Below are 23931 nucleotides of genomic sequence, written 5' to 3'. Positions count from 1 at the left end.
TGTTAATTAAGATAATTTTTTGAGCGTTATTATAAATGGTTGGTTTATATTATTTCAAATTATTTTGAGGCTCTTAAATAGTCCCCTTATCTTTTTTTAATAAAGTACAAATTAAAACCAGTCCATTTGATATACAAATGGACTGGTTTTAATAGTTTTTTCAAATAGTTGTTTTAAACAAAACCTGTTGCTCAGCAGTTGCCCTCTCATATATTTTTTTAAGAAATGTCATCCTATGTAAAGGAGTTGGGCCTTTTGCCAGCAGCGCTTGAACATGCCCCCTGGTGCAATAACCTTTATGACTGGCAATACCATAGTCCGGATACATCTTATCCCACTCTAAACACTGGCGATCCCTAACTACCTTGGCAATAATCGAGGCCGCAGCAATACCATGGGAGATAGCATCTCCATGAATTATACCTTCCTGGGGAATATTCATATCTATGGCTTCAGCATCAATCATTAGATACTCCGGCAGAACAGGGATACCATCCTTTGTCCTCAAATTTAATACTGCTTCCTTCATTGCCAGACGGCTAGCCTGCTTTATATTAATCCTGTCTATTTCCTGGTTGTTTACTTCTCCAATTCCTACAGCCAGGGAATAATCTAATATTTTTTGATATAATGATTCCCTTTTTGCCATGGTCAGCTTTTTCGAATCATTGACTCCTTCAATTACTAGATTAGGTGGCATTATTACAGCCGCAGCTAAAACACTACCTAATAGTGGACCCCTGCCTACCTCATCACAAAAGGCAATTAATTTTATTCCTCTGTCCCATACTTTTTGTTCTAGTTCCAACGAAATCATTATATCTACCTTCCACAAAAAATCTTGTTACACATATTTTTATGTGCAGCTGTTTAATATATTGGATAACTCCTTAGGAAGGTCAAGGGTGTACCTGCCAAGGGTTCCTTCTCTAAACTCTTTAAGTATCAGATGAGCTACCTTTAGTTCATCTACCACTCCACCTGAAACCAACATTCCCCTTTTAGCTCCGATCTCTTTAATCATCAAAGGGATTTCAAAATCTATCGTATCTAGTTTATATCTATTTTTAATAATATCTGGATTATTTTCCACCAACCATTTGAGTAACTTTGAGGAAACCTCATAGATATCAAAGACTTGTTCTTTTATGGCCCCGGTTACAGCCAATCTAAAACCAACTTCAGGGTCTTCAAACTTGGGCCACAGTATGCCCGGAGTATCCAATAATTCTAAGCTGCCACCAATTTTAATCCATTGCTGACCCTTGGTTACACCAGGTAAATCACCGGTCTTTGTGGCCTTCCTACCAACCAGGCGATTGATAAAGGAGGATTTTCCGACGTTTGGAATCCCCAGGACCATACAGCGTATGGCTCTAGGTCGACGTCCTTTAGCAGCCAGCTTGGCCATAAGCTCGGCTGTTAATTCTGCTGCTGCCTTTGGAATTTCCTTAAGTCCTTCTCCCTTAAGGGTGTCCACCGCCACCGCCTTCACATTACTTTTATTGAGTTGCTTCTGCCATAGCTTTGTGGTTGTGGTATCTGCCAGATCACTTTTATTTAATACTATTAACCTGGGTTTATTTCCTAATATTTTATCAATCATGGGGTTGCCACTGCTAATCGGAATTCTAGCATCCAGTAACTCAATTGCCACATCTACAAGTTTAAGCGCCTCTTGAACCTGTCGTTTTGCCTTGGCCATATGCCCTGGAAACCATTGAATTTGAATATCCACCTGATACCCTCCAAAATATCTATCAAATTGTTCAACACATCTATAATAATACAATAAAAAAGCTTCCGTAAGAGTTTGCCCAGAAATGGCCTCTACGAAAGCTTCGGTGAAATATTATTTTGCCAGACCGATCCTATCAAGGGGCCAGTATATAACTTCAGCTTTACCAACAATCAATTCCTCATCTAGAAATCCCCATACCCGGCTGTCATCGCTGTTATTTCTGTTATCTCCCAGCATAAAATAATGATCTTGGGGTACTGCTTGAGGGCCGAAGTCCTGGAAAGTAAGTCCCTTTGGCAGGTAATCCTCAGAGACCGGCTGATCATTCACATAAAGAACACTGTCCTTTATTTCTACCGTATCTCCACCCTGGGCAATCAATCTCTTAACAAAGTTTCTGCTTGGGTCCAGTGGAAATTTGAAAACCACGATATCACCAGGGCTAGGATCTGTAACTAGGTAAGTAACTTTACTTACTATAATTCTGTCACCAACCATGAGATTTGGCTCCATGGATCCAGAGGGAATGAAAAAGGGTTCCAAAATAAACAGCCTGATAACCGCAGCAAGCAAAACCGCTATAACAACTGATTCCAGCATTTCTCTAATAACAGATTTTTTAGTTGTGGTGTTTTCTATCTTCTCTTGCTGAGGATCCAATTGCTCCATATTTTTCCCCTCCCCTGTAAAGCCAAAAAAAGGGACTGGTAGCCAGTCCCTCCAGTTTAGCGAGTGTTAAGCTCTTTGATACGGGCTTTCTTGCCACGTAAAGCACGTAGATAGTAAAGTCTAGCCCTCCGCACCTTACCGCGGCGAACTACTTCGATACGATCAACCTTAGGGGAGTGTAGGGGAATAGTTCTCTCCACACCTACCCCATATGTTACACGACGCACAGTAAAGGTCTCACTTAGGCCACCACCACGACGGCGGATTACAACACCTTCAAAAACCTGTATACGCTCGCGAGTTCCTTCAATAACCTTGTAATGCACTTTTACAGTGTCACCAGGTCTGAACGCAGGAATATCTTTTTTAATTTGCTCTTGCTCTAAAGATTGAACGAGGTTCATCAACATTAACCCCCTTCCTCGCCTAGACGTTCATACCTTATCCTAAGGAAGCGGACCGCCCGTAATTCCAACATTACAAATTATATCATAATCTCTCAAGCTGGGCAAGATTTTTCAACCCACAACTTGTCTTTTGAGTCAGGAGACTGGTCTTGGACTCATTTTTTCAAGTCAAGGGCTTGCAAATAGGACAGCAGTTCTTGTAAAGCAGCCTTGTCCTCCTTGGTTAGCTCAACTTGGGTCAGCAGCTCAGGCCTGCGTTCAATGGTTCTCAGAAGTGATTGCCTACGGCGCCATTTACGTATATTCCCATGGTGACCGGAGAGAAGTATGTCTGGAACCACCTGGCCCCGGTACTCTCTTGGCTTAGTGTAATGAGGATGTTCCAATAAGCCATTATAGAAGGAGTCTTCCTCTGCACTGGCTGCCTCCCCAAGGACACCCGGCACCATCCTGGCAACTGCATCTACCACCACCATGGCTGGCAGTTCCCCCCCTGTAAGAACATAGTCACCAATGGAAATTTCATCTGTTACAAGGGTTTCCCTAACCCTTTCGTCAAATCCCTCATAGTGACCACAGAGAAATACCAGGTGTTGCTCTTTACCTAACTCCTTGGCATATCCCTGGCTAAAGGGTTCTCCCTGGGGACACATCATAATAACCCGTCCCAGTTCCCCCCCCCTTTGTTCCCGGAGATAATCCATGCATTCAAAAACAGGCTCTGGCCCCATGACCATGCCCGCACCACCCCCAAAAGGGGTATCATCCACTGTATGATGTTTATTTTGTGAAAAGTCCCTTATATTTATAGTATTTATCTCCAGCAGTTTTTTATCAATGGCCCGCTTTATAATACTAGCATCAAAGGGACTCTCAAACATTTGTGGAAATAATGTTAGTATATCTATTTTCATTTCTTCACCTTATTTAATTGCAATTAGGTATCCTATATAAGTCCCTCGGGTAAATCCACCAGCATTTTACCTTCCGGAATATTAATCTCTTTGACAACGGACTTGAGGGCAGGAATCAATACATCTTTTCCTGCATTCCTTTTCACCACATATACATCATTGGCTCCGGTTTTTATTACCTGGGCTAGTTCACCCAATTCTTGGCCCTGTAAGTCCAATACCCTAAGCCCTACCAATTGAAATATGTAGTGGCTTCCCTTAGGAAGAGGGGTTAACTCAGAGGGGGGTACCTGCAAAAGTCCTCCCTTAAGTTTTTCAGCTTCATTCATATTTTCTATTTCAGCAAATTTTATCACAATAAACTGTTTATGTTCCCAACTTTTTTCAATGGTATACTCCCTATGACTACCCCTTAGGAGAACCAAATATTTTTTACCCCTTTTAAATCTTTCCGGGAAATCTGTGGTTGGTAAAATCCTGACCTCACCTTTAATTCCCTGGGTATTAACAATTTCCCCTACTGTTACATATAATTCGGACACTATCATACCTCCGGTTTCAGCGAGCGAATCTCTACTACCTTACCATCTTCAATTACAATCTCAGCGGTCATTAAGCTATGCCAATTGTCTCCAACCTTCACATCAACTATGCTTTCCACCTGTCCTTGAAGCACTTCGCTTCCGTTGGACAGCCTGCCTACATCCTTTATTCTATCCAGAAGCTTTGTTCTAGAATCCAAACGCCTGTGTTTCTCCTGCTCCAGTTGAACTCTAGCTACTTCTGCACCAGCAGGGTTTTTCTTGGCAATCTCCAACAGCTTTTTGGCCTGAAAATCTAACTGTTGTATTTCCAATTCAAGCTTGCCTGCTGATTGTTGCAGTTCCTGAACCAATGCCCTTTTGTAGGAATCCGTTACCCGAACCTTTACTAGTACTGGCCTAGTTATGGTTAACAAACCACCAACCCCCTATTCTAGGTTGTGCCATAGGATAGAAACAATGCAAAGGAGGCCTTGGCCTCCTTTGACATATCCTATAATGGATTAAATAATTTCTACTACTACTTTCTTGCGTTGCTTTGTGGCCGCAGCCTTTACCACCGAACGAATAGCCCTGGCAATACGCCCTTGCTTGCCAATAACCTTACCCATATCATCAGGGGCTACCCTAAGTTCGATAACCACAGATCTTTCCTTTTCTACCATGGTTACTTCAACTTTATCCGGCTGGTCTACTAAAGCCTTGGCTAGAATTTCAACTAATTCTTTCACAGCATTGGACCTCCCCTGCTACCATTAGGCCTCATTAGTTTTGGCCCGACCGGGGATAATACCGGCCTTTATAAACAAGGACTTAGCTGTATCGGAAAGTTGTGCGCCTTTACTTAACCAGTCTTGAGCTTTGGCCTCGTCAATTTTAACTTCTACAGGTTTTTTAATTGGATTGTAGTAGCCAATTTCTTCAATAAAACGGCCATCCCTCGGAGAACGGGAATCAGCCACAACTATACGGTAAAAAGGGTTTTTCTTAGCACCCATACGTCTAAGACGAATTTTTACTGCCATGTTAGCATTTCACCTCCTTAAATTAGTTTGCGCTTATTATTGTAAAAAGGGAAATTTAGGTTTTTTTCCACCTTTGGTCATATTTGTAAGCTGTTTCATCATTTTCTTAGTTTGTTCAAATTGCTTTAAAAGCTGGTTAACATCCTGTACCCTTGTGCCGCTGCCTCTGGCAATGCGTTTCTTTCTGCTGCCGTCAATACGTTCCGGATGCTGTCTCTCCCAGGCTGTCATTGAATAGATTATAGCCTCTACCTGACCCAGTTCCTTTTCATCAATTTGCTGATCCTTTAATTGCTTGGTTAACTTACCCATGCCAGGAATCATCCCTAAAACCTGCTCAAGGGGTCCCATTTTTCTCACTTGCTGCATTTGATCCAGAAAGTCCTCTAGGTTAAAATCCGCCTGTCGAATCTTTTTATTTAATTTTGCAGCCTGTTCAGCGTCAAAATTTGCCTGGGCCTTTTCAATAAGAGTCAGTACATCCCCCATGCCCAGAATTCTATCGGCCATTCTGTCAGGGTGAAAGGGTTCTAGGGCATCCAGCTTCTCACCCATACCGGCAAACTTGATGGGGCAGCCGGTTACCTTGCGAACCGAGAGGGCCGCACCACCTCTGGCGTCACCATCCAATTTAGTCATGATTATGCCATCAAGGCCTAGCTTTTGGTTAAAGGTATCAGCAACATTGACGGCTTCCTGGCCAGTCATGGCGTCAACTACCAGAAGAATTTCATGGGGCTTTACACTTGATTTAATGTTGGCCAACTCATCCATTAATTCTTCATTTATGTGCAAACGACCGGCCGTATCAATAATTACTAAATCTCTGCCCGTGTGATTAGCATTCTCCACAGCTGAGGTAGCAATCTTAACAGGGTCTTCCTGGCCCATGGTAAATACCGGCATTTTAAGCTGCTCACCCAGAACCTGAAGCTGTTTTATGGCCGCAGGGCGGTAGATATCTCCTGCCACCAGCAGCGGACGGCGTCCCTGCTTGCTTAGAAGCTTGGCCAGCTTGCCTGCAGTGGTTGTCTTACCTGCACCCTGTAGGCCAACTAACATAATGATGGTAGGTGGTTTGGAGGATATGTTGATTTTTGCTTGGGTACCACCTAACAGCTCGGTGAGTTCGTCTTTAACTATTTTAATAACCTGCTGTGCAGGGCTTAAACTGTCTAAAACATCCTGACCGATGGACCTTGCCTTAACCTGAGCAACAAAATCCTTTACCACTTTGAAGTTTACGTCTGCCTCTAGTAAAGCCATCTTAACTTCACGCATGGCCTGGTTTACATCGTCTTCAGTCAGGCGTCCTTTACCCTTTAGGGATTTAAAGATATCTTCCAGCCGGTCACCCAGTCCTTTAAACATGCAAGACGCCTCCTTCACAAATTATTAGTATTAAACAATTGTCATTAAAGTTACTACCTGGAGTCCAGCATCTCCCGGACAAGTTTTTTTACCTTGTTAAGGGCCTCAGGAGCTTTTTCCCTTGGGTAGTTATCAATTACAGTTATAATTTCCTCCAGGGAATTATACTCTTTATTAAATTTCGTTACCAGACCAAGCTTTTTCTCATAATTTTCCAAGGTTTGCTCGGATCTCTTTAAAGTATCATGAACTGCTTGTCTGGTTACCTCAAATTGCTCGGCAATTTCCCCCAGGGATAAATCGTCGCTATAATATAGTTCAATAAATTTCTGCTGCCTCTCGGTAAGGAGGCTGCCGTAAAAGTCGTATAATAGATTAATTTTATGAATTTCCTTCAAAGCTTAGTCCCCTCCGTTTCTACCCAGCGGGTGTAGTATAAAGGACTTTCACTTTACAGATAGGACTATTTTACTTTAAATCCCTTCTTAATGTCAAGGTTAAGATTTTGACAGATTTATTTCGCATATTACCGGCCAGTCCACATATTATTTCTGTAATTAGAATATTTTGGGGGTGTAAATATGGCCCACCATGACGGTCCTTTCGGCTCCTGCAGTAATCTGATTACTCTAGACCAAGCTTTAACTTTAAGCAAAAAGGACACCGTAGATCTTTCCAATCGTCACCTGAATACCAGTCTGGTGACACTTCTGAGCCTGATTAATTTTGATACTCTGTTCGTCAAAGCCCAGGGTGCTTCAGTCTTTGACGAACAGGGTAATGAATTCCTAGATTTTTTAGGTGGTTATGGTTCTCTAAATCTAGGGCACAATCATCCTGAAATATTTGAGGCAGTACAAAAGGTAAGTCATTTACCAAACATCCTGCAAGCCGCAATAAATAATATACCCGCTGCACTGGCGAGAAATCTGGCTGAACTGGCACCTGGCAATCTCAATAAAGCTTTTTTCTGCAACAGTGGCGCGGAGTCAGTTGAAGGTGCCTTAAAGCTGGCCAAAATAACAACTGGACGCAAAAAGATTATCTATTGCCATAATTCCTTTCATGGAAAAACCATCGGTGCCCTCTCTGTAACGGGCAGAGAAAAATACCAGGCACCCTTTAAACCCCTACTGGAAGAATGTATTGGCATTCCCTTTGGTGACCTTTCTTCATTGAAAGACCAACTTTCCCCGGGTGATGGGGCAGCCTTCATAGTTGAACCACTACAGGGTGAAGGAGGAATCATTGAGCCTCCACCCCTTTATATTTCTAAGGCAAAAAAGCTGTGCAGTCAGTACGGAACCCTTTTCATTGCTGATGAGGTTCAAACCGGACTTGGCCGAACAGGTGATTTGTTTGCCTGTCAGCTGGAGGGAGTTAGCCCGGATATACTATGTTTGGCCAAATCCCTGGGAGGAGGCCTAATGCCTATTGGAGCTTACATTACCACTGATGATATCTGGAGAAAAGCCTATGGCACCATGGATAAGGCTTTGCTGCACACCTCAACCTTTGGTGGCAATACTTTAGCCTGTGCCGCGGCCTTAAAGACCTTAGAAGTAACTGTCAGAGACGAGCTCCACCTTCAAGCCAGAGAAAAGGGCAGCTACTTCATAGGCCGCCTACGTCAATTGAAGGAGAAATACCCCCTTCTCAAAGATGTACGGGGTCGTGGGCTGATGATTGGTATCGAGTTTCAACAACCCCCGGCTGATAAAAAGTACTTTCTACGCTTCACCATGAATGTTGTCAATAAACTAATCCAAGAGTTTATGGGCAGTCTGGTGGCTGGAGAATTGTTTAATAAGCACCGGATAATTACCGCCTATACATTAAACAATCCTAATGTAATCAGACTAGAGCCTCCTTTAACAGTGACCAGGGAACAAATTGACTTGGTATTGGAGGCTTTGGAGTCAGTGCTGGCCAATCACTCCGGCTTCATGAGCATGGTTGGTTCTGGAACAGCCAATCTGCTGCAAAAAATAAGAAAGTAGCTTACAGATTAAACAACACAAGGACTGTCTCCTAGCTCTAGGGGCAGTCCTGCATTTATATGGGTTACCTAATACATCCGAAAATTATTAAAGGATATGTGGTAAAATAAGAGAAAAAACCCGGAGGCGCTATGATTAATCCCTTTGGCAAACCCATTGAACAACTGGAAGAGGATGATTTAAATATTTTGATCAAGGAAGAAACCTCTGAGGGTCTATATGTAGAATACAAGGAGGATTTTCCCACCCACCTGGCTAAAATTGTTGCCAGCTTCGCCAACACCTTTGGAGGATGGATTATTATTGGAGTAGATGCCCGTAATCCCCGCAATGTTCCTACCTCCTTCACAGGCATAAATATTGCGAGGGACCCAAAGGATAGATTTAGGCACATTTGCAGGGACAATATTAGTCCTGTACCTTTGTTTTCTTCCAAGCTTATCGTAAAGTCCTCTGACCCTGAAAAGGGAATACTTGTAATACGGGTTCCTGAAAGTGCCTATCCCCCCCATATCACTAAGGATGGCAGAATCTACCGACGTAATATGGAGGGCTCAGATCCCGTTGGAGAAACAGACCGGCATATCTTGGAAAGGCTTTTTGAGAAAAGCCTCCTGAACAAGAGTGAAGTTAAGGGCTTTATGCTTCGAAAATTACAAAAAACTGAGCATAGAGACCCCAATGAGGTTGTCTTCAAGGTTATGTGCTGCCCCGTTCCCCTTAACCTTGATTTAATTAATCCCTTCTTTATACCTGCGAGAATTACCAGGCTGAAGAAAATGGCCCAGAGTATATGGAAACAATCCCTACCTAAAAATACAAGATTTAATCCCGAGGGCTTCGCCTTTCAGCTGGGAAGCCACCAGCTGGAAATTTTGCGTTCGGGGGTTATTACCTATTGCTACCCAGTACCTACCTCAGTAAAAACCCTGGAACGCAAAGCTGAGCCTTTCCAGTTAGAATTCTTGGACTATCGGTCACTACAAGTGGCTCTACTAAGAACCATCAAATTAACCAGGGAAGTATACCGTTTCACCGGATATTTGGGCCTATTTGTCCTAAAAATTAGCTTAGAAAATATAGCAGGCAAGGGATTGGATGATCCTAAATTCTTTAGCTTCTATATTAAAGCCCCTGAACCCCAGTGCACCTATAACGATATTATACTGCCCTACGGCTTTTACCCCCTGGAAGCCCGTGCCATGGAAAACCCCCGTCAGGTGGCTGATCCTATCCTAGGCTATATTTACCGATGTTTTGGCTTTGAAGCCCTAGACTCCCACTCCATTACCCGGGCAGAGCTGGCAAGGTGATTAAAATACCTGCAGTATCATACATTTCAAATAATGGCTTTCCGGGGAGGCCAGCAGCATGGGGTGGTCTTTGGCCTGACGCCTTAGCTCCACAAGTCTTAATTCCCTTCCGGCATCCCGTCCAGCATCCAATACGGTCTCAAGGAAAAGCTCCTCTTTCATGTGATATGAACAAGAACAGGTAACTAGAAATCCTCCTGGAGGAATAAGCTTCATTCCCCGGAGGTTTATTTCTTTATATCCCCTGATAGCCCCTTTAACTGCCCCCTTGGACTTTGTAAAGGCAGGTGGATCAAGCACTACCAGCTCAAACTGTTCTCCCGATTTCTCCATGGCCCTAAGCTCATCAAAGGAGTTGGTTTCCTTAAAGGAGCATATGTCACCATAGCCGTTTAATTGGGCATTGGCCCTGGCAGTTTCTAATGCTGAAGCAGCAATATCAAGGCCAAGTACTTCCCTGGCCCCAAACTTGGCCGCATACATTGAAAAAGTGCCGGTATGGCAGAAGCAATCCAGCACCCTGCCACCCTTTACTAACCCCTGCAGTGCCAGACGGTTTTCCCGCTGATCCAGAAAATATCCCGTCTTTTGCCCTCCCTCCAGGTCTACCACAAACTTTAGCCCATTCTCATGAATGACGACCTTTGGATCAAAGGGCTCTCCAATAAAGCCTGTAATCAGGGGCAGTCCTTCTATTTTTCTAACGGTAACGTCATTTCTTTCATATATCCCCCTGGGCTGTACAATTTCGTACAGCAGTCTGATAATTGTTTCCTTATGTACATCTATCCCCAAAGCAAGGGTCTGTACCGATAAATAATCGCCAAATTTATCAACAATTAATGCGGGTAAAAAGTCTGCCTCGCCAAAAATAACCCGGCAGGAGTTGGTATCCTTTACTACCCTTTGTCTGTAATTCCAGGCTGCAGTTATCCTGCGGCGAAAGAACTCTTCATTAACTTCTTCCAAGGGATTCCTGGTCATAATGCGAATGGTAATTTGTGAGGCTGGGTTGATATAACCCTTTCCCACAAATTTGTCCCTATAATCAAACACTTCTACAATATCCCCTGGTTCAAAGCTTCCTACTATCTCCTTGATTTCTGTCCGATAAATCCAGGGATGACCCCCGGCAATTCTTTTTTGCTTCCCCTGATGCAGGATGGCTTTTGCCATTATAATGAACCCCCGATTCTATTAATCCAACATTACTATAATTTACCACCCAAAAAGATGGTTTATACAAAACACAACAACACCTTGTATACCTCTATTATTCTACAGGTCCGCGAGACATCATTCCACTGCTAATTAATTATATTATTTATTTTCTGGTAAAAACTTTTTTTAACAAATTAACTGCTTTATGTATTTATTTTGGAGCTTTATTCTGTCGATATCTGTCGATTTTGCAATTCCTTTCAAGTCTTGGTACAATTGATTGATTGAGAAAACAGGAGCAATCTCAAGCTATAGCACCATCAAGGTACCTTCCTATTTTGTCGAAATAGGAGTATGATAAAAATAAATAATAGTTAAAAAGCAATGGCTATTTATATATTTACTTCACTAAGGCTAGGGGGAGACATAATGTCTAGTATTGAAACAAAAAAACGGTTTCTAAAGGGTAGTGTAAATACATCCATCTATGAAGAATTATCAAGGGAAAAATGCTGTCATTGTGGTGATGTGGGGAATTATGGCCTGGAGTTAACGATTCAAGGGGACTATGTACTTAGTTGCTGCAACTGCAACACCGTCGCAACCTACCACACTTCATCAAAAAAAGAAATTGTTAATCTTGATGAGTTGGTAAAGGGTTTCATTCAAGCTCTCAAGGAGCACAAAGAAGTAATTAATTGTAATAAGCCCCGCTGTCAAGATGGTCCTTGTTCCTGTGATCCAATATTGCAGGAAAAATTACGGGACTCCTTAAATGGCAGATTCTGTCTGGATAAATTATCCCATTTGTAAGAACAAGCCACTCGCATTAATCGCGGGTGGCTTGTTCGTTAGACACTGAATTATTTTCCTGCCAGCCTCATGGCCCTTTCCTGGACCTCAGCCATTACTTCCTCTTCATTAATAGTTAATACAACCTTATCCAGCATGACCACTTTACCATCAATAATCACAGTATTAACATCTGCTGAGTTTGCAGAATAGGCAATATTAGCAAATAAATTATGCTGGGGGCACATATGGGGCTCCTTGGTGTTAATTAAAATAATATCTGCCCTCATACCCTCCTTTATTAGTCCTACCCGATCCCCTAGTCCCATACTTAAGGCCCCATCAATGGTGGCCATCTGAAGGGCCCGGTAGGCAGGTATAACCTCAGCATTCATGGTGTCTACCTTTTGTAGGAAAGAGCCTACCCTTAATTCCTCTAAAATATCTAAATTATTATTGCTGGCTGTACTGTCAGTTCCCAATCCCACCGTAGCTCCCAGGTCTAGTAATTTGGCAACAGGTGCTATTCCACTGGCCAGCTTCATATTGCTTTGGGGATTATATGCTATCCCCATGGCCTTTTGGGCTAAAATCTCTATGTCTTCCTGCTCCAGGTGAACACAGTGGGCGGCTAAGACCGGATATTTAAACAACCCTAAGCTATCTAGGTGCTGCACCGGAGTCTTTCCATATTGCTTCAAGATATCATAGAATTCTGTGCGGGTTTCGGATACATGGATATGAATTCCCACCTTTAACTTGGCAGCTAAATCCATTACCTTAGCTAAATAATCGGGAGGACAAGTATATGGTGCGTGGGGACCCAGCATTACAGTAATTCTTCCATCTGCCTTGCCATTCCAATTCTTAACAAGCTCCTCTGCCTCTTGCAGGGCGTTACTGCCGGTGGGTGCTACCCCAATCATACCCCTTGAGAGCACAGCCCTCATGCCGGTCTCCTCCACCGCCCTGGCTACATCATCCATAAAGGCATACATGTCACCAAAACAGGTTGTTCCTGATTTAATCATCTCCAGACAGGCAAGCTTGGAACCCCAGTAAACGTCCTCCCCCGTTAGCTTGTCTTCAAAGGGCCATATTTTTTCGTTAAGCCACTGCATCAGGGGCAAATCATCGGCATAGCCCCTTAAAAGCGTCATAGCTGCGTGGGTGTGACAGTTAACAAATCCCGGCATGGCTACCATTCCGTCGGCCTCAATAACCTCGTCCATATCAAAATAGCCGGGTGCCGAGCCAGGCAATCCCACATGGGTGATCCACCCGTCTTCCATCAATATTTCACCTGTTTTGATAATGGCATCCTGGCCTTCCATGGTTAGGACAGTGGCCCCACGAATAAGTAGCTTATTCAAACATACAACCTCCTACAAAAATACCACATTGGGTAATCGCTATTTTTTCTGACCATATGAGCTCCTGTAAACTTTACTTAATTTAGCAATATCTTCATCTGGTAGTAAGACCGGAGTACCCAGCAGGCATGACCAGGCATATATGCGGGCACATTTTTCCACTACCTGGCAAACGGTAAAGGCCTCCTCCAGGGTTGCTCCCACGCCCACTAGGCCGTGATTGGCCATTAAAACTGCATTTCTTTGTCCAAGGGCCGCTACCACATTGAAGGCTAAATCCTCGGTACCTGGGAGGGCATACTCTGCAACCTCCACAGCACCACCCACAAGCATAGCGGCATCCTCTACCACTGGCTCAATCCTTTGGCGTACCACCGCAAAGGAGCTGGCAACCTCACTATGGGTATGGACAACTCCCGTAACATCTGGTCTGGCCCGATATATGGCAAGGTGCAGGGGTGTTTCGCTGGAAGCCTTCCTTGAGCCATCAATCAGTTTACCGTCAAGATCCACTACCACCATATCTTCTGCTTGAATTTTATCATAATCCATACCGCTTGGGGTGACAACAACCAGCCCCTCCTGGCGGATAAATACAGAGATATTGCCCCAGGTACCAGCCACCAAGCCTGAGCTGACCATTTTTCTGCCTAATTCAGCAATCCTTTGCTTAGCTGATACTACCAATGCTTCCATTAGATTCGCCACCTAGGTATTATGATTCCAGTTATTAATATAGGCTTCCTGCTCCGGTGTCAGGACATCCATAGCTACACCCAGAGATTTTAATTTAAGGGTTGCCACCCTGTCATCAATTTCTTTAGGCACAACATAAACCTTTTTTCCCAGCTCCTTAGATTTTTCCAACACATACCTGGCACTAAGGGCCTGTAGGGCAAAGGACATATCCATTATCTCGGCAGGGTGGCCATCTCCGGCGGCTAAATTAACTAGTCGTCCTTCTGCCAGGAGATACAGCTTTCTGCCATCCTTCAGGGCATATTCCACAATATCCTTGCGTACAGTTCTATGTCCGGTGGACATAGCCTCTAAATCTGGCTTATTAACCTCTACATCAAAATGTCCAGCATTGCACAGAATAGCTCCATCCTTCATAACCTGATAATGTTTGCCGGAAAATACGTCCTTGCAGCCTGTAACAGTAATAAAAATATCACCCAGTTTAGCTGCCTCCAGGCTGTGCATAGGATGGAAGCCATCCATGTAAGCCTCAATGGCCTTTACTGGATCAACCTCTGTAACAATAACCTTTGCTCCCATACCCTTAGCCCGCATGGCAATCCCTTTACCACACCAGCCGTAGCCAGCCACCACGACGGTTTTACCGGCGCAAATCAGATTAGTGGTCCGCATAATACCTGACCATACCGATTCTCCAGTACCATAGCGGTTATCAAAAAGGTATTTACAATAGGCATCATTCACTGCAATCATGGGAAATTTTAGTCCTCCCTGACGCTCTAGAGCACGGAGTCTTAGCACTCCTGTGGTTGTTTCCTCACAACCCCCTAAAACCTTTTCGGCCAGGTCCGTTCTTTCAGTATGCAGTAGTTGGACAACATCCCCACCGTCATCTATAACAATGTCCGGGCCATCATCAATCATATTTAAGAGGTGATCCTTATATTCTTCATCTGTGGCATTATACCAGGAGTACACATTTAAGCCTGCCACAGCAAGGGCTGCAGCAACGTCATCCTGGGTAGATAACGGGTTGGAGCCGGCAATTGATACCTGGGCCCCGCCTGCCTTTAATACCTCGGCCAAATAAGCCGTCTTAGCCTCTAAATGAATGCAAACCGCCACCCTGATGCCCTGGAAGGGTTGGGTTGCTTCAAACTCCTCACGAATGGCGTTCAAAACTGGCATGTGCTGTCTTACCCAATCTATTTTTAGCCGTCCGGAGGGCGCTAAATTAATGTCCCTTACAATATAATCAGGCATTTTAAGCCTCCTTTTTGGGATTACAGATCTTGGCTAGATTCTCTGCATAGGGTGGGTATACTACACCCATTTCAGTAATAATGGCCTTTACTAGTGAATTAGGAGTAACGTCAAAGGCGGGGTTCCATACCTGAACACCCTCCGGGGCCATGGCCTGACCGCCGTGGTGTGTTACTTCTTTGGGGTCCCTTTCTTCAATGGGAATATCATTTCCGGAGGAAAGACGCATATCAATTGTTGACAGGGGTGCGGCTACATAAAAGGGAATGTCATGGCAATTTGCCAGAACGGCTACCCCATAGGTGCCTATCTTGTTGGCCACATCACCGTTGGCAGTAATCCTGTCTGCACCCACTATAACACAGTCTATTTTCTTCTTTGACATTAAGTAACCAGCCATGCCATCGGTGATCAGGGTTACGGGAATTCCCTCCTGTACCATCTCCCAGGATGTCAAGCGGGCTCCCTGCAGCAAGGGGCGGGTTTCATCAGCAAATACGCTAACTTCTTTCCCCTTTTCCTTAGCCGCCCTAATAACTCCCAGGGCGGTTCCATAACCGGCAGTAGCCAGGGCACCTGCATTGCAGTGGGTCAAAACCCTCGAGCCATCTGGCAATAGCTCTTGTCCAAATTCACCCATACGTCTGTTGCTTTGGACATCCTCATTAAAGATAGCATGAGCTTCCTCTAACATTATCTTATAAAGTTCTTCCACACTTTGTTCATCTGCAGTATTTAATCTAATCATCATCCGCTCTAAAGCCCAGCGAAGGTTAACTGCTGTAGGTCTGGTGGCACCCAATTCACCGGCAATAGCCTCTAAGCGCTCAAGAAAAACCTTTCTGTCCGCGGAATCAATTTTTTGAGCCCCCACCACAAGGCCATAGGCAGCAGCAGCACCAATAGCCGGTGCCCCCCTGACAGAAAGCCTCTTAATTGCTTCAGCCACAACACGGTAATCATCACATTCTATGTACTCTATGGTTTCAGGCAGCTTGGTTTGATCCAACAGCCTTAGCCTATTATTTTCCCAAATGATTGAATCCACCGGGTTTTCACTCCTTGTTTAATTTTTCCAGGGCATCCTGACATAGGCAACCCCTATCGGGATCAATGAGGCTGATGGCTCTCATGGCTAATTTTCTTAGATTTTCAGCATTCTCAGCCATTACATCCAAAACTTCCTGGTGGGTCAGCTTGGTGGGTGAAATACCTGCGGCGAAATTGGTGACCATAGATATATTGGCATAACACATTTCCTTTTCCCTGGCCAAGACCACTTCTGGCACACTGGTCATACCAACTAAATCTCCCCCAAGGAGCTTAAACATTTTAATTTCTGCCACAGACTCAAAACGGGGCCCCTCGGTAGTAATATAAGTCCCTGCTTTATGGTAGGTTAACTGAAACTCATCTGCTGCCCTAGCCAATACTTCACGGAGTTCGGGACAATAGGGATCAGTCATATCAATATGTACAACCCCTTGTTCTCCGCCTTCAAAAAAGGTGTGCTTACGAACTTTGGTAAAATCTAAAAATTGATCGGCAAAAACAAAGTTTCCCGGGGCCATATTTTCGTTAAGGGAGCCAACTGCAGCTGTGGCAAAAATACTCTTAACACCCAGCTCCTTTAATGCAGCGATATTGGCACGATAATTAACCAGGTGAGGAGGTACGGAATGACCTGCTCCATGCCTGTTTAAAAATGCTACCGATTTACCAAGGTAGTCACCAATTTTTAATCCTACCACCCCGTAAGGTGTATCAACTTTCTCATCCCTGATATTGTCTAGGATATTGGGGTCATATACTCCCGTTCCCCCAATGATGGCAATCCTCACTGTCATTAATCAAACCCCCATTTCCGTCTATACTCAAGATTTAGCATGGTTTATACCAACCAAAGTTATTCTCCCTATTGGAGTAAATTTCCTCTAAAACTTGGCAATTTAATTACTTCATCTGCTAAAAAGTGATATTAAATGCAAAAATCAACCTAATTTCTGCATAAAAAAGTACAGCCGTCACAGCTGTACTTTTTGTATTTTACTCGTCCTTATTAACACCATAAAGGGCATCAATGAAATCCTTTGGATCAAATTGTCTCAAATCATCCATAGCTTCCCCTATGCCGATTAGTTTGACCGGGATAGCCATTTCAGTAACGATGGCGGTAACTACCCCACCCTTAGCGGTTCCATCCAATTTTGTTAGGGCTATACCGGAAACATTAACGGCCTCGCTGAATATTTTTGCCTGGTTAAGGGCGTTCTGACCAGTGGTAGCATCAAGGACCAGTAAAACTTCATGGGGTGCCCCTGGCATCTCACGGGCAATTATTTTATATACCTTTTTCAATTCATCCATCAGATTGCTCTTGGTATGCAGCCTGCCGGCAGTATCCATCAGCAGCACATCCACATTACGGGAGCGAGCTGCATGAACTGCATCATAGGCCACGGCGCCAGGATCGGAGCCCTCCTGATGTTTAATCAAATCAACCCCTACTCTACCGGCCCAAATCTCCAGCTGGTCAATGGCAGCAGCCCGAAAGGTATCTCCTGCAGCCAGGAGCACCTTTTTACCCTGGGCCTTATAGTTATGGGCCATTTTACCAATGGTGGTGGTTTTGCCTACCCCGTTAACTCCCACAACCATGATCACGGTGGGTCCTTCAGGATTTGTATTGATGGGTGTAATTTTTTCACCCATTAAGTACTCTAATTCCTCCTGGAAAATATCCTTTAGCCTGGAGGCCTCCTGAACATTCCTTGCCTTAACACCCTTTCTTACCCGCTCAACAAGGGTCATGGCTGTATTTACACCCACATCTGCCTGGATTAATACCTCTTCCAACTCTTCGTAGAGATCCTCGTCGATACCCTTTCGACCTGTAACTACCTGGTCAATCTTCTCAACGAAGCTTTCTCTGGTTTTTGTTAAACTTTCCTTTAAACGGCTAAAAAAGCCCACTTTGCCATACCTCCCAGTAACCGCTTCATGCCCCTTAAGGCCTGTCCATAATATACTGCCAAGAAATAGCTGTGTCAATAATCAAAGGTGACCTAGGCCAATCTCCGGGTTCCTTTATTATCTTCCAAAGACATAGATAATAATCTGGTTACTCCGGCTTCATCCATGGTTACCCCATAAAGGTACTGGGCCTTCTCCATAGTTCCTTTACGGTGACTTATAACAATAAACTGTACATCCTCCGAGGCCCGGGATAAATAGTCTGCAAAACGCTTGACATTGGCATCATCCAGGGACGCCTCAATTTCGTCCAACACGCAAAAGGGGCTGGGCTTAAACTGTAATAGTGCAAAGAGTAGGGCAATGGCTGTTAATGCCCGTTCGCCTCCAGACAGCAAAGAAAGGCTTTGACTTTTCTTACCCGGAGGCCGGGCTGTTATCTCGATGCCACAGGTAAGGGAATTTCCCTCAGTTAAGGCCATTGATGCGTCCCCACCCCCGAACAGCTGGCAAAATACCCTGGTAAAATTATTGTTAACACGTTCAAAGGCCTCCTCGAACTGGCTGGCCATCAGCTTATCAAGTTCTCTAATTAAACCTTCTAGGGTTAGCTTGCTTTCCTCCAGATCTTTTCTTTGTCCCTGGAGGAAGTTATATCGTTCAGTTACTTCCTGGTATTCTGACTCAGCCCTTGCATTAACCGGCCCCATTTCTTCAATTAACCGTTTTAATTCAGCTAGGTTCCCCTTTGCCTGACGTTTATTGGACACAGGCTCTATGTCTAATTCATGGGGATCTAATATTCCCAGTTCCTCAAACCTGCTTGTTAAAATATTTAACTCCGTCTGAACCCTGGCCAATTGCAATTCTAAGGAGTGTACTGCCTGGGCCCGCCTTTGCCATTCTTCTTGAATTATATTCAGCTTCTGCTCAAAATTCAAAACCTGCTCAGCTATCGTCTTTCTTTCTTCCTCTTCTAGAACCAGTTCATTGGCTATTTGAGCTCTGCTTGATTTAAGCTCCTTTAGTTCCCTTGTTAGCTGTTCCCGCTTTGATTCAAGCTCAATTATTCTTATTTGAATTTGTTCTAATGCTTCACCAGAGTTATTAATAAACAATTCTTTTGCCTGGAATTCTTGTTCCAATCTGTTTACGATCTTGTCTGTACCTATAATTTGCTGCCGGGTCTCCGCCTGAAGAACCTTTACTAAATTCACTGCCTTTTCCAGTTCTTCCCTTTCTGCCCTGGCGGCTGCCAGGCTACTTTGGGTTGCAGCAAAGTTAGTCTGTAAGGCTTCCAGCTCTAGCTCTAGCTCTGCAAGCTTTTCAGCAGCGGCTTTTTCTACTGAAGACCAGTGCAGAATCTCCTGTTTTATATTTTCTGATTCCCATAGATTTTCATTATTACGTTCCTTGGCCCTATTTAAACCTTCCTCTGACTTTTGCAGTTCCATTTCTGCAGCCTGTAATTTTAAGCCAAGGTCAACTGAACCCTGACGAATAGCTTGCAATTCCTTTTCCAAGGCTTGCTGCATTCCCTGCTTCTCTGCATAATCAGCCGTAGCCCTTTGTACTTTACCTTGCAGATCTTGAACTACCCTTACCAGACCATCCTTTTCACGGCGTGTGTGCAGCATCCCCCCGGTACTTTTATTAAGGCCGCCGCCTGAAAGGGAACCTCCTGGATGAAATAACTCCCCTGATAAGGTAACTAACCTTAGCCGCTGCTGGGTTTTCTTCGCTACCTCAATGGCATGATCAAGGTTATCCACCACAACCAAACGACCCAGCAGAAGTTCCACCACCCTGCGGTACTTCTCATCTGACTCAATAAGCCCCGCAGCCAGGCCAATGACGCCAGGCAGTTTAAGGGCTTGTCTTTCTAAATCTCCCGGCATGGTGGGCTTTAACGAATCAAGGGGCATAAAGGTTACCCGCCCTAAATTGTTTTTCTTTAAATAGGCAATGGCTTCCTTAGCTTGGGCGGAGGTTTCTGTCACCAAATTTTGCAGTGAACCCCCTAGGGCTGCTTCAAGGGCAGTTTCCATACCTTCCGGTACCTTGATAAGATCCGCCACTGCACCGCATATTCCCCTAAGCTCTCTATGATTCTTAGAAGCTTTTAATAGTTCCCGCACAGGTCTCATAAATCCGGTGTGAGAGCTAAGGCTTTCTTCTAATACTTTAAGGCGGCTATGCTTAGCCACCATTTCTTCCTTAGTCGATAAAAGAGTTTCTTGAATTGCTAAGACTTCTCTATTTATGTTTTCAAGCCGGGTGTTTATTTGCCCCTCCTGAGTTATTAAATCATCTTTTTCACTGTTTACTTCACTAACCAGATCCCTGGCAAGGGAAATTTCATTTTGGAGGGACTCTTCCAGTTCCTTTGCTTCCCCACTAACCCTATCAAGATGGTTCATCCTTTGGTTTAATTGCTCTTTACGATCCAGTGCTTGATTCCTAAGGCTTTTCTGTTGTGCCACATAATTTAGCTGTTCAATCACATCACTGTTATAGTTATCCAAAGCAATCTGTTTTTCCTTAATATCCCCTTCAAGCTGCTTAAGCTTTTTCTCCTGGCTTTCCTTTGATTGGGTAAGGATTTCTTCCTTTAGCTTGTTAAGCTTGTCCTTTTCACCATTTAATTCTTCCAGCAACCTGGAGCGTGATTCATGGGATGCTGCTACCTCTTGCGCTACCCGTTCCTTCTCTTTCTCTGAGTCATTGATTTGTTGGCTTAGTAAATCAATTTTGGCCTGGATGGTCTCCAAATTGCTATCAAGAATAAAACCTTGCTCTCTAATCCTGGAGAGACTATCATCAATACTCTGAAGTTTGACCTTAGTTTCATTTAGCTTGGCCTCAATTTCTGGTTTTTGATTGTCCAAGGCCAGTTTTGCCTGCTCTAATTCATTGACTATTTCCTGCTGCCGTTGATTAAGGTCTTGCCAATCCCTTTTAAACAAGGCTAACTCCAGACCATTGTACTCCTGGCTTAATTGATTATACCTTTTAGCCCTCTGGGCTTCTAATTCCAGGGGCTCAATCCTGGCAGCCAGCTCATCAATCAGGTCTGAAATTCTGTCTAAATCCTGCTGGGCTGAGGATAGTTTTCTGGCCGCCTCTTCTTTCCTGTGGCGATATTTTACTATACCCGCAGCCTCTTCTATCACAGAGCGCCTTTCCTCTGGTCTGCTGTTGAGTATTTCGTCAACCTTGCCCTGCCCAATAATTGAGTAGGCCCCGCGGCCTAATCCGGTATCCATAAAAAGGGCTTGGATATCCTTGAGCCTGCAGGGCGTCTTGTTAATAAAATATTCACTTTCACCAGATCTGTAAAGACGCCGGGAAATGGATACTTCATTAAAGGGCAGTGAAAATATCTGACTCGTATTGTCTAAAACCAGTGATACTTCTGCCAACCCTACGGGTTTCCGTTTATCACTTCCGGCAAATATGATATCCTCCATCCGGGAACCCCTTAATGTAGTTGGCCTTTGCTCACCCAAGCACCAGCTGATGGCATCGGAAATATTACTTTTACCGCTTCCGTTGGGACCAACAACCACCGTTAAGCCTGGGTTTAATTCCAGGCTTAGACGATCACCAAAGGATTTAAAGCCCTGGATATCCAATCTCTTGAGACACAATTTTTCCTGCCCCCTGTAGTCCTTGCTGTTAGACACCTGGTTTGTGGCCTACGCCCTTAGATACCTTTAGGTGTGAAAAGGCATCCTTAGCAGCCCTTTGTTCCGCTTCCTTCTTTGAATGACCGCTACCTTGACCGATAATTTTACCCTTGTAAATCACACCGGCAGTAAAGGTCTTATCATGATCAGGACCTGTTTCATTGGTAATGACGTATGATAAAGGCTCCGGGGAAGTCTGCTGCAGTATTTCCTGCAGCTCAGTTTTATAATCCCTATCCAACCTACCTGCAACCACATCGTCTATTATGGGATTTAAGCACTCCAGGATAATCCTGCGGGATACTTCCAGCCCTTGATCCAGATAGATGGCTCCCAGCAGGGCCTCAAAGGCATCTGCCAAGATGGATGGCCGCTCCCTGCCACCGGAACGCTCTTCACCACGCCCCATGCGCAGGCAACGGCCTAAGTCCAAACCTCTAGCAACCTTAGCCAAAGATGGCTCGCAGACAGATGCGGCCCTCATTTTCGTCAGTTCCCCTTCGGTCCGATCCGGGAACATATTATATAAATGCTCACTTATCAAAAGCTCTAATACCGCGTCCCCTAGGAATTCAAGACGCTGGTTGTGGCACAAGCCATGCCCCCGGCTTTCATGCACACAGGAACTGTGTGTCAAGGCCTGGGTTAGGAGTGATGGATTCTGCCACTTGAACCCCAGCTTGGATTTTAAGCTATTAATACTTTCATCCAATTTAGACAAATTAATCACCCGGATCCTAAGCTTTAAACTTTTTAAAAGCCAGAGTAACGTTATGACCGCCAAAACCAAAGGAGTTGGTCAAGGCCACATCTACATTCATTTTACGAGCCTTATTGGGTACAAAGTCCAAATCACATTCAGGATCTGGGGTCTCATAGTTTATGGTGGGCGGCACTAAATTTTCTTTAACAGCCATCACACAAACTGCTCCTTCAATTGCACCGGCAGCACCCAGCATATGACCAGTCATTGATTTGGTAGAGCTTACCGCTAATTTACCGGCGGCATCACCAAAAACATTTTTAATGGCTCCAACCTCAACGGGATCCCCAGCGGGAGTGGAGGTTCCATGGGCATTAATATACTGAACCTCTGCAGGGCTAAGTGCTGCATCCTTCAGGGCCATCTTCATGGCATTGGCTGCACCCTTGCCATTTGGATCGGGAGCTGTTATATGATAGGCATCACAGGAACTACCATACCCTACGATCTCAGCATATATCTGGGCACCACGCTTCTCTGCGTGCTCCAAGGTTTCCATAACCATCATGGCTGCCCCCTCACCCATAACGAACCCATCTCTATTGGCATCAAAGGGTCTGCTGGCACCCTGAGGATTGTCGTTATTGGTAGACATTGCCCTGGCAGCACAAAAACCGGCCACAGCCAGCTGTGTTATGGGGGCTTCCGTTCCACCGGTGATAACAATATCTGCATCATCACGTTGAAGAAGTTTAAAAGCATCTCCCAATGCATTGCCGCTGGAAGCACAGGCAGTCAAAGTAGTGATATTAGGACCCTGGAGTCCATACTTGATAGCGATTTGCCCAGCAGCCATGTTGGCAATCATCATGGGGACAAAGAAGGGACTTATTCTGCCAGGACCCCGATTGACTAAAACCCTGCATTGATCCTCGAAGGTTTCCATACCGCCAATACCCGAACCGACGATTACCCCGGTGCGTTCCCGGTCAATAGAGTCTAAATTCAGGCTCGCATCTTCTATAGCCATGCCTGCAGCAACAACGGCATATTGAGAAAACCGGTCCATGCGGCGGCCTTCCTTTTTATCTATGTATCCAGAGAAGTCAAAGTCCTTAACTTCACCTGCGATCTGTGTAGTGTAATCGGACGGGTCGAACCTGGTTATTCTGGCAATACCAGATACGCCTGAAGTCAGTGCGGTCCAGAAATTGTCCAGTCCGGTACCAACGGGCGAAACAATCCCCATACCGGTTATAACAACCCGCTTAGACAAATTGATTTCCTCCTTAC

At 44.5% G+C, this 23931-nt stretch carries 24 protein-coding genes; 3 read left to right on the top strand and 21 right to left on the bottom strand.

Annotation, left to right across the window (positions count from 1 at the left end):
• Positions 1 to 160 precede the first annotated feature (160 nt).
• The 11 genes from rnhB to ylxM all read right to left on the bottom strand — a co-directional run bounded on the left by rnhB (position 161) and on the right by ylxM (position 7067).
• Positions 161 to 817 (bottom strand): ribonuclease HII, encoded by a 657-nt coding sequence (rnhB, locus tag P6N53_RS08155; protein ID WP_304542345.1) that lies wholly within the window; start codon positions 815 to 817, stop codon positions 161 to 163.
• A gap of 39 nt (positions 818 to 856) precedes the next feature.
• On the bottom strand, positions 857 to 1738 hold the full coding sequence (gene ylqF / locus P6N53_RS08150; RefSeq protein ID WP_304542344.1) for a ribosome biogenesis GTPase YlqF: 882 nt from the start codon (positions 1736 to 1738) through the stop codon (positions 857 to 859).
• Positions 1739 to 1852: 114 nt separating this feature from the next.
• Positions 1853 to 2410, bottom strand: a complete 558-nt coding sequence (gene lepB, locus P6N53_RS08145) for a signal peptidase I (protein WP_304542343.1) — start codon at positions 2408 to 2410, stop codon at positions 1853 to 1855.
• Positions 2411 to 2466: 56 nt separating this feature from the next.
• On the bottom strand, positions 2467 to 2814 hold the full coding sequence (rplS, locus tag P6N53_RS08140) for a 50S ribosomal protein L19 (protein WP_304542342.1): 348 nt from the start codon (positions 2812 to 2814) through the stop codon (positions 2467 to 2469).
• A 158-nt stretch (positions 2815 to 2972) separates the two neighbouring features.
• A complete protein-coding gene (gene trmD, locus P6N53_RS08135; protein WP_304542341.1) occupies positions 2973 to 3731 on the bottom strand; it encodes a tRNA (guanosine(37)-N1)-methyltransferase TrmD in 759 nt (252 codons plus the stop codon).
• A gap of 32 nt (positions 3732 to 3763) precedes the next feature.
• Positions 3764 to 4273 (bottom strand): ribosome maturation factor RimM, encoded by a 510-nt coding sequence (rimM, locus tag P6N53_RS08130; RefSeq protein ID WP_304542340.1) that lies wholly within the window; start codon positions 4271 to 4273, stop codon positions 3764 to 3766.
• A 2-nt stretch (positions 4274 to 4275) separates the two neighbouring features.
• Complete coding sequence (locus P6N53_RS08125; protein WP_304542339.1) at positions 4276 to 4689, bottom strand: YlqD family protein; 414 nt, start codon at positions 4687 to 4689, stop codon at positions 4276 to 4278.
• 87 nt (positions 4690 to 4776) lie between these two features.
• Positions 4777 to 5004 carry a KH domain-containing protein gene (locus tag P6N53_RS08120; protein ID WP_304542338.1) on the bottom strand — a complete coding sequence of 76 codons (228 nt, stop codon included), beginning with the start codon at positions 5002 to 5004 and terminating at the stop codon, positions 4777 to 4779.
• 24 nt (positions 5005 to 5028) lie between these two features.
• Positions 5029 to 5298: a 30S ribosomal protein S16 gene (gene rpsP, locus P6N53_RS08115; protein ID WP_304542337.1), complete on the bottom strand. Its 270-nt coding sequence runs from the start codon at positions 5296 to 5298 to the stop codon at positions 5029 to 5031.
• A gap of 36 nt (positions 5299 to 5334) precedes the next feature.
• Positions 5335 to 6669, bottom strand: coding sequence for a signal recognition particle protein (gene ffh / locus P6N53_RS08110; RefSeq protein ID WP_304542336.1), 1335 nt, complete (start codon positions 6667 to 6669; stop codon positions 5335 to 5337).
• Between the two features lie 53 nt (positions 6670 to 6722).
• The gene (gene ylxM / locus P6N53_RS08105; RefSeq protein ID WP_304542335.1) at positions 6723 to 7067 is read right to left on the bottom strand and encodes a YlxM family DNA-binding protein; all 345 of its coding nucleotides are present in this window, start codon (positions 7065 to 7067) and stop codon (positions 6723 to 6725) included.
• Positions 7068 to 7250: 183 nt separating this feature from the next.
• On the opposite strand from ylxM, the gene P6N53_RS08100 reads away from it, so the two are divergent.
• On the top strand, positions 7251 to 8669 hold the full coding sequence (locus P6N53_RS08100; RefSeq protein WP_304542334.1) for an aspartate aminotransferase family protein: 1419 nt from the start codon (positions 7251 to 7253) through the stop codon (positions 8667 to 8669).
• A 131-nt stretch (positions 8670 to 8800) separates the two neighbouring features.
• Positions 8801 to 9982 carry an AlbA family DNA-binding domain-containing protein gene (locus P6N53_RS08095; RefSeq protein ID WP_304542333.1) on the top strand — a complete coding sequence of 394 codons (1182 nt, stop codon included), beginning with the start codon at positions 8801 to 8803 and terminating at the stop codon, positions 9980 to 9982.
• Here the strand turns inward: P6N53_RS08095 and P6N53_RS08090 are convergent, their stop codons facing one another.
• Positions 9983 to 11158: a class I SAM-dependent rRNA methyltransferase gene (locus tag P6N53_RS08090; RefSeq protein WP_304542332.1), complete on the bottom strand. Its 1176-nt coding sequence runs from the start codon at positions 11156 to 11158 to the stop codon at positions 9983 to 9985.
• A gap of 414 nt (positions 11159 to 11572) precedes the next feature.
• Between P6N53_RS08090 and P6N53_RS08085 the strand changes: the two genes are divergently transcribed.
• Positions 11573 to 11956: a hypothetical protein gene (locus P6N53_RS08085; RefSeq protein WP_304542331.1), complete on the top strand. Its 384-nt coding sequence runs from the start codon at positions 11573 to 11575 to the stop codon at positions 11954 to 11956.
• A gap of 50 nt (positions 11957 to 12006) precedes the next feature.
• Here P6N53_RS08085 and P6N53_RS08080 read toward each other — a convergent pair whose 3' ends face one another.
• From P6N53_RS08080 to fabF, 9 genes are all read right to left on the bottom strand, one after another.
• Positions 12007 to 13308 carry an amidohydrolase gene (locus P6N53_RS08080; RefSeq protein WP_304542330.1) on the bottom strand — a complete coding sequence of 434 codons (1302 nt, stop codon included), beginning with the start codon at positions 13306 to 13308 and terminating at the stop codon, positions 12007 to 12009.
• Positions 13309 to 13347: 39 nt separating this feature from the next.
• The gene (locus P6N53_RS08075) at positions 13348 to 14004 is read right to left on the bottom strand and encodes a class II aldolase/adducin family protein (protein ID WP_304542329.1); all 657 of its coding nucleotides are present in this window, start codon (positions 14002 to 14004) and stop codon (positions 13348 to 13350) included.
• Positions 14005 to 14016: 12 nt separating this feature from the next.
• Positions 14017 to 15273, bottom strand: a complete 1257-nt coding sequence (locus P6N53_RS08070; protein ID WP_304542328.1) for an adenosylhomocysteinase — start codon at positions 15271 to 15273, stop codon at positions 14017 to 14019.
• A 1-nt stretch (position 15274) separates the two neighbouring features.
• On the bottom strand, positions 15275 to 16321 hold the full coding sequence (gene mtnA, locus P6N53_RS08065) for an S-methyl-5-thioribose-1-phosphate isomerase (protein WP_304542327.1): 1047 nt from the start codon (positions 16319 to 16321) through the stop codon (positions 15275 to 15277).
• 7 nt (positions 16322 to 16328) lie between these two features.
• Positions 16329 to 17120, bottom strand: a complete 792-nt coding sequence (gene mtnP, locus P6N53_RS08060; RefSeq protein WP_304542326.1) for an S-methyl-5'-thioadenosine phosphorylase — start codon at positions 17118 to 17120, stop codon at positions 16329 to 16331.
• A gap of 199 nt (positions 17121 to 17319) precedes the next feature.
• Positions 17320 to 18246: a signal recognition particle-docking protein FtsY gene (gene ftsY, locus P6N53_RS08055; protein WP_304542325.1), complete on the bottom strand. Its 927-nt coding sequence runs from the start codon at positions 18244 to 18246 to the stop codon at positions 17320 to 17322.
• A 92-nt stretch (positions 18247 to 18338) separates the two neighbouring features.
• On the bottom strand, positions 18339 to 21896 hold the full coding sequence (gene smc / locus P6N53_RS08050) for a chromosome segregation protein SMC (RefSeq protein WP_304542324.1): 3558 nt from the start codon (positions 21894 to 21896) through the stop codon (positions 18339 to 18341).
• A gap of 28 nt (positions 21897 to 21924) precedes the next feature.
• On the bottom strand, positions 21925 to 22656 hold the full coding sequence (gene rnc / locus P6N53_RS08045) for a ribonuclease III (protein ID WP_304542323.1): 732 nt from the start codon (positions 22654 to 22656) through the stop codon (positions 21925 to 21927).
• A 16-nt stretch (positions 22657 to 22672) separates the two neighbouring features.
• Complete coding sequence (gene fabF, locus P6N53_RS08040; RefSeq protein ID WP_304542322.1) at positions 22673 to 23914, bottom strand: beta-ketoacyl-ACP synthase II; 1242 nt, start codon at positions 23912 to 23914, stop codon at positions 22673 to 22675.
• Positions 23915 to 23931: the final 17 nt, after the last annotated feature.

It is taken from the genome of Desulforamulus aquiferis, from assembly GCF_030577015.1.
Taxonomy (GTDB): Bacteria; Bacillota; Desulfotomaculia; order Desulfotomaculales; family Desulfotomaculaceae; genus Desulfotomaculum; species Desulfotomaculum aquiferis.
The sequence above is the reverse complement of the archived record's forward strand: the minus strand, read 5'-3'. Positions and strand labels throughout refer to the sequence as shown.

What these genes read in the sequence shown, in the direction of transcription:
- P6N53_RS08075 (WP_304542329.1), bottom strand. Translation starts at nt 14,004, where the DNA reads ATGGAAGCATTGGTAGTATCAGCTAAGCAAAGGATTGCTGAATTAGGC.
- rplS (WP_304542342.1), bottom strand. Translation starts at nt 2,814, where the DNA reads ATGAACCTCGTTCAATCTTTAGAGCAAGAGCAAATTAAAAAAGATATT.
- lepB (WP_304542343.1), bottom strand. Translation starts at nt 2,410, where the DNA reads ATGGAGCAATTGGATCCTCAGCAAGAGAAGATAGAAAACACCACAACT.
- rnhB (WP_304542345.1), bottom strand. Translation starts at nt 817, where the DNA reads ATGATTTCGTTGGAACTAGAACAAAAAGTATGGGACAGAGGAATAAAA.
- P6N53_RS08070 (WP_304542328.1), bottom strand. Translation starts at nt 15,273, where the DNA reads ATGCCTGATTATATTGTAAGGGACATTAATTTAGCGCCCTCCGGACGG.
- P6N53_RS08095 (WP_304542333.1), top strand. Translation starts at nt 8,801, where the DNA reads ATGATTAATCCCTTTGGCAAACCCATTGAACAACTGGAAGAGGATGAT.
- P6N53_RS08090 (WP_304542332.1), bottom strand. Translation starts at nt 11,158, where the DNA reads ATGGCAAAAGCCATCCTGCATCAGGGGAAGCAAAAAAGAATTGCCGGG.
- P6N53_RS08100 (WP_304542334.1), top strand. Translation starts at nt 7,251, where the DNA reads ATGGCCCACCATGACGGTCCTTTCGGCTCCTGCAGTAATCTGATTACT.
- mtnP (WP_304542326.1), bottom strand. Translation starts at nt 17,120, where the DNA reads ATGACAGTGAGGATTGCCATCATTGGGGGAACGGGAGTATATGACCCC.
- trmD (WP_304542341.1), bottom strand. Translation starts at nt 3,731, where the DNA reads ATGAAAATAGATATACTAACATTATTTCCACAAATGTTTGAGAGTCCC.
- ffh (WP_304542336.1), bottom strand. Translation starts at nt 6,669, where the DNA reads ATGTTTAAAGGACTGGGTGACCGGCTGGAAGATATCTTTAAATCCCTA.
- P6N53_RS08085 (WP_304542331.1), top strand. Translation starts at nt 11,573, where the DNA reads ATGTCTAGTATTGAAACAAAAAAACGGTTTCTAAAGGGTAGTGTAAAT.
- rpsP (WP_304542337.1), bottom strand. Translation starts at nt 5,298, where the DNA reads ATGGCAGTAAAAATTCGTCTTAGACGTATGGGTGCTAAGAAAAACCCT.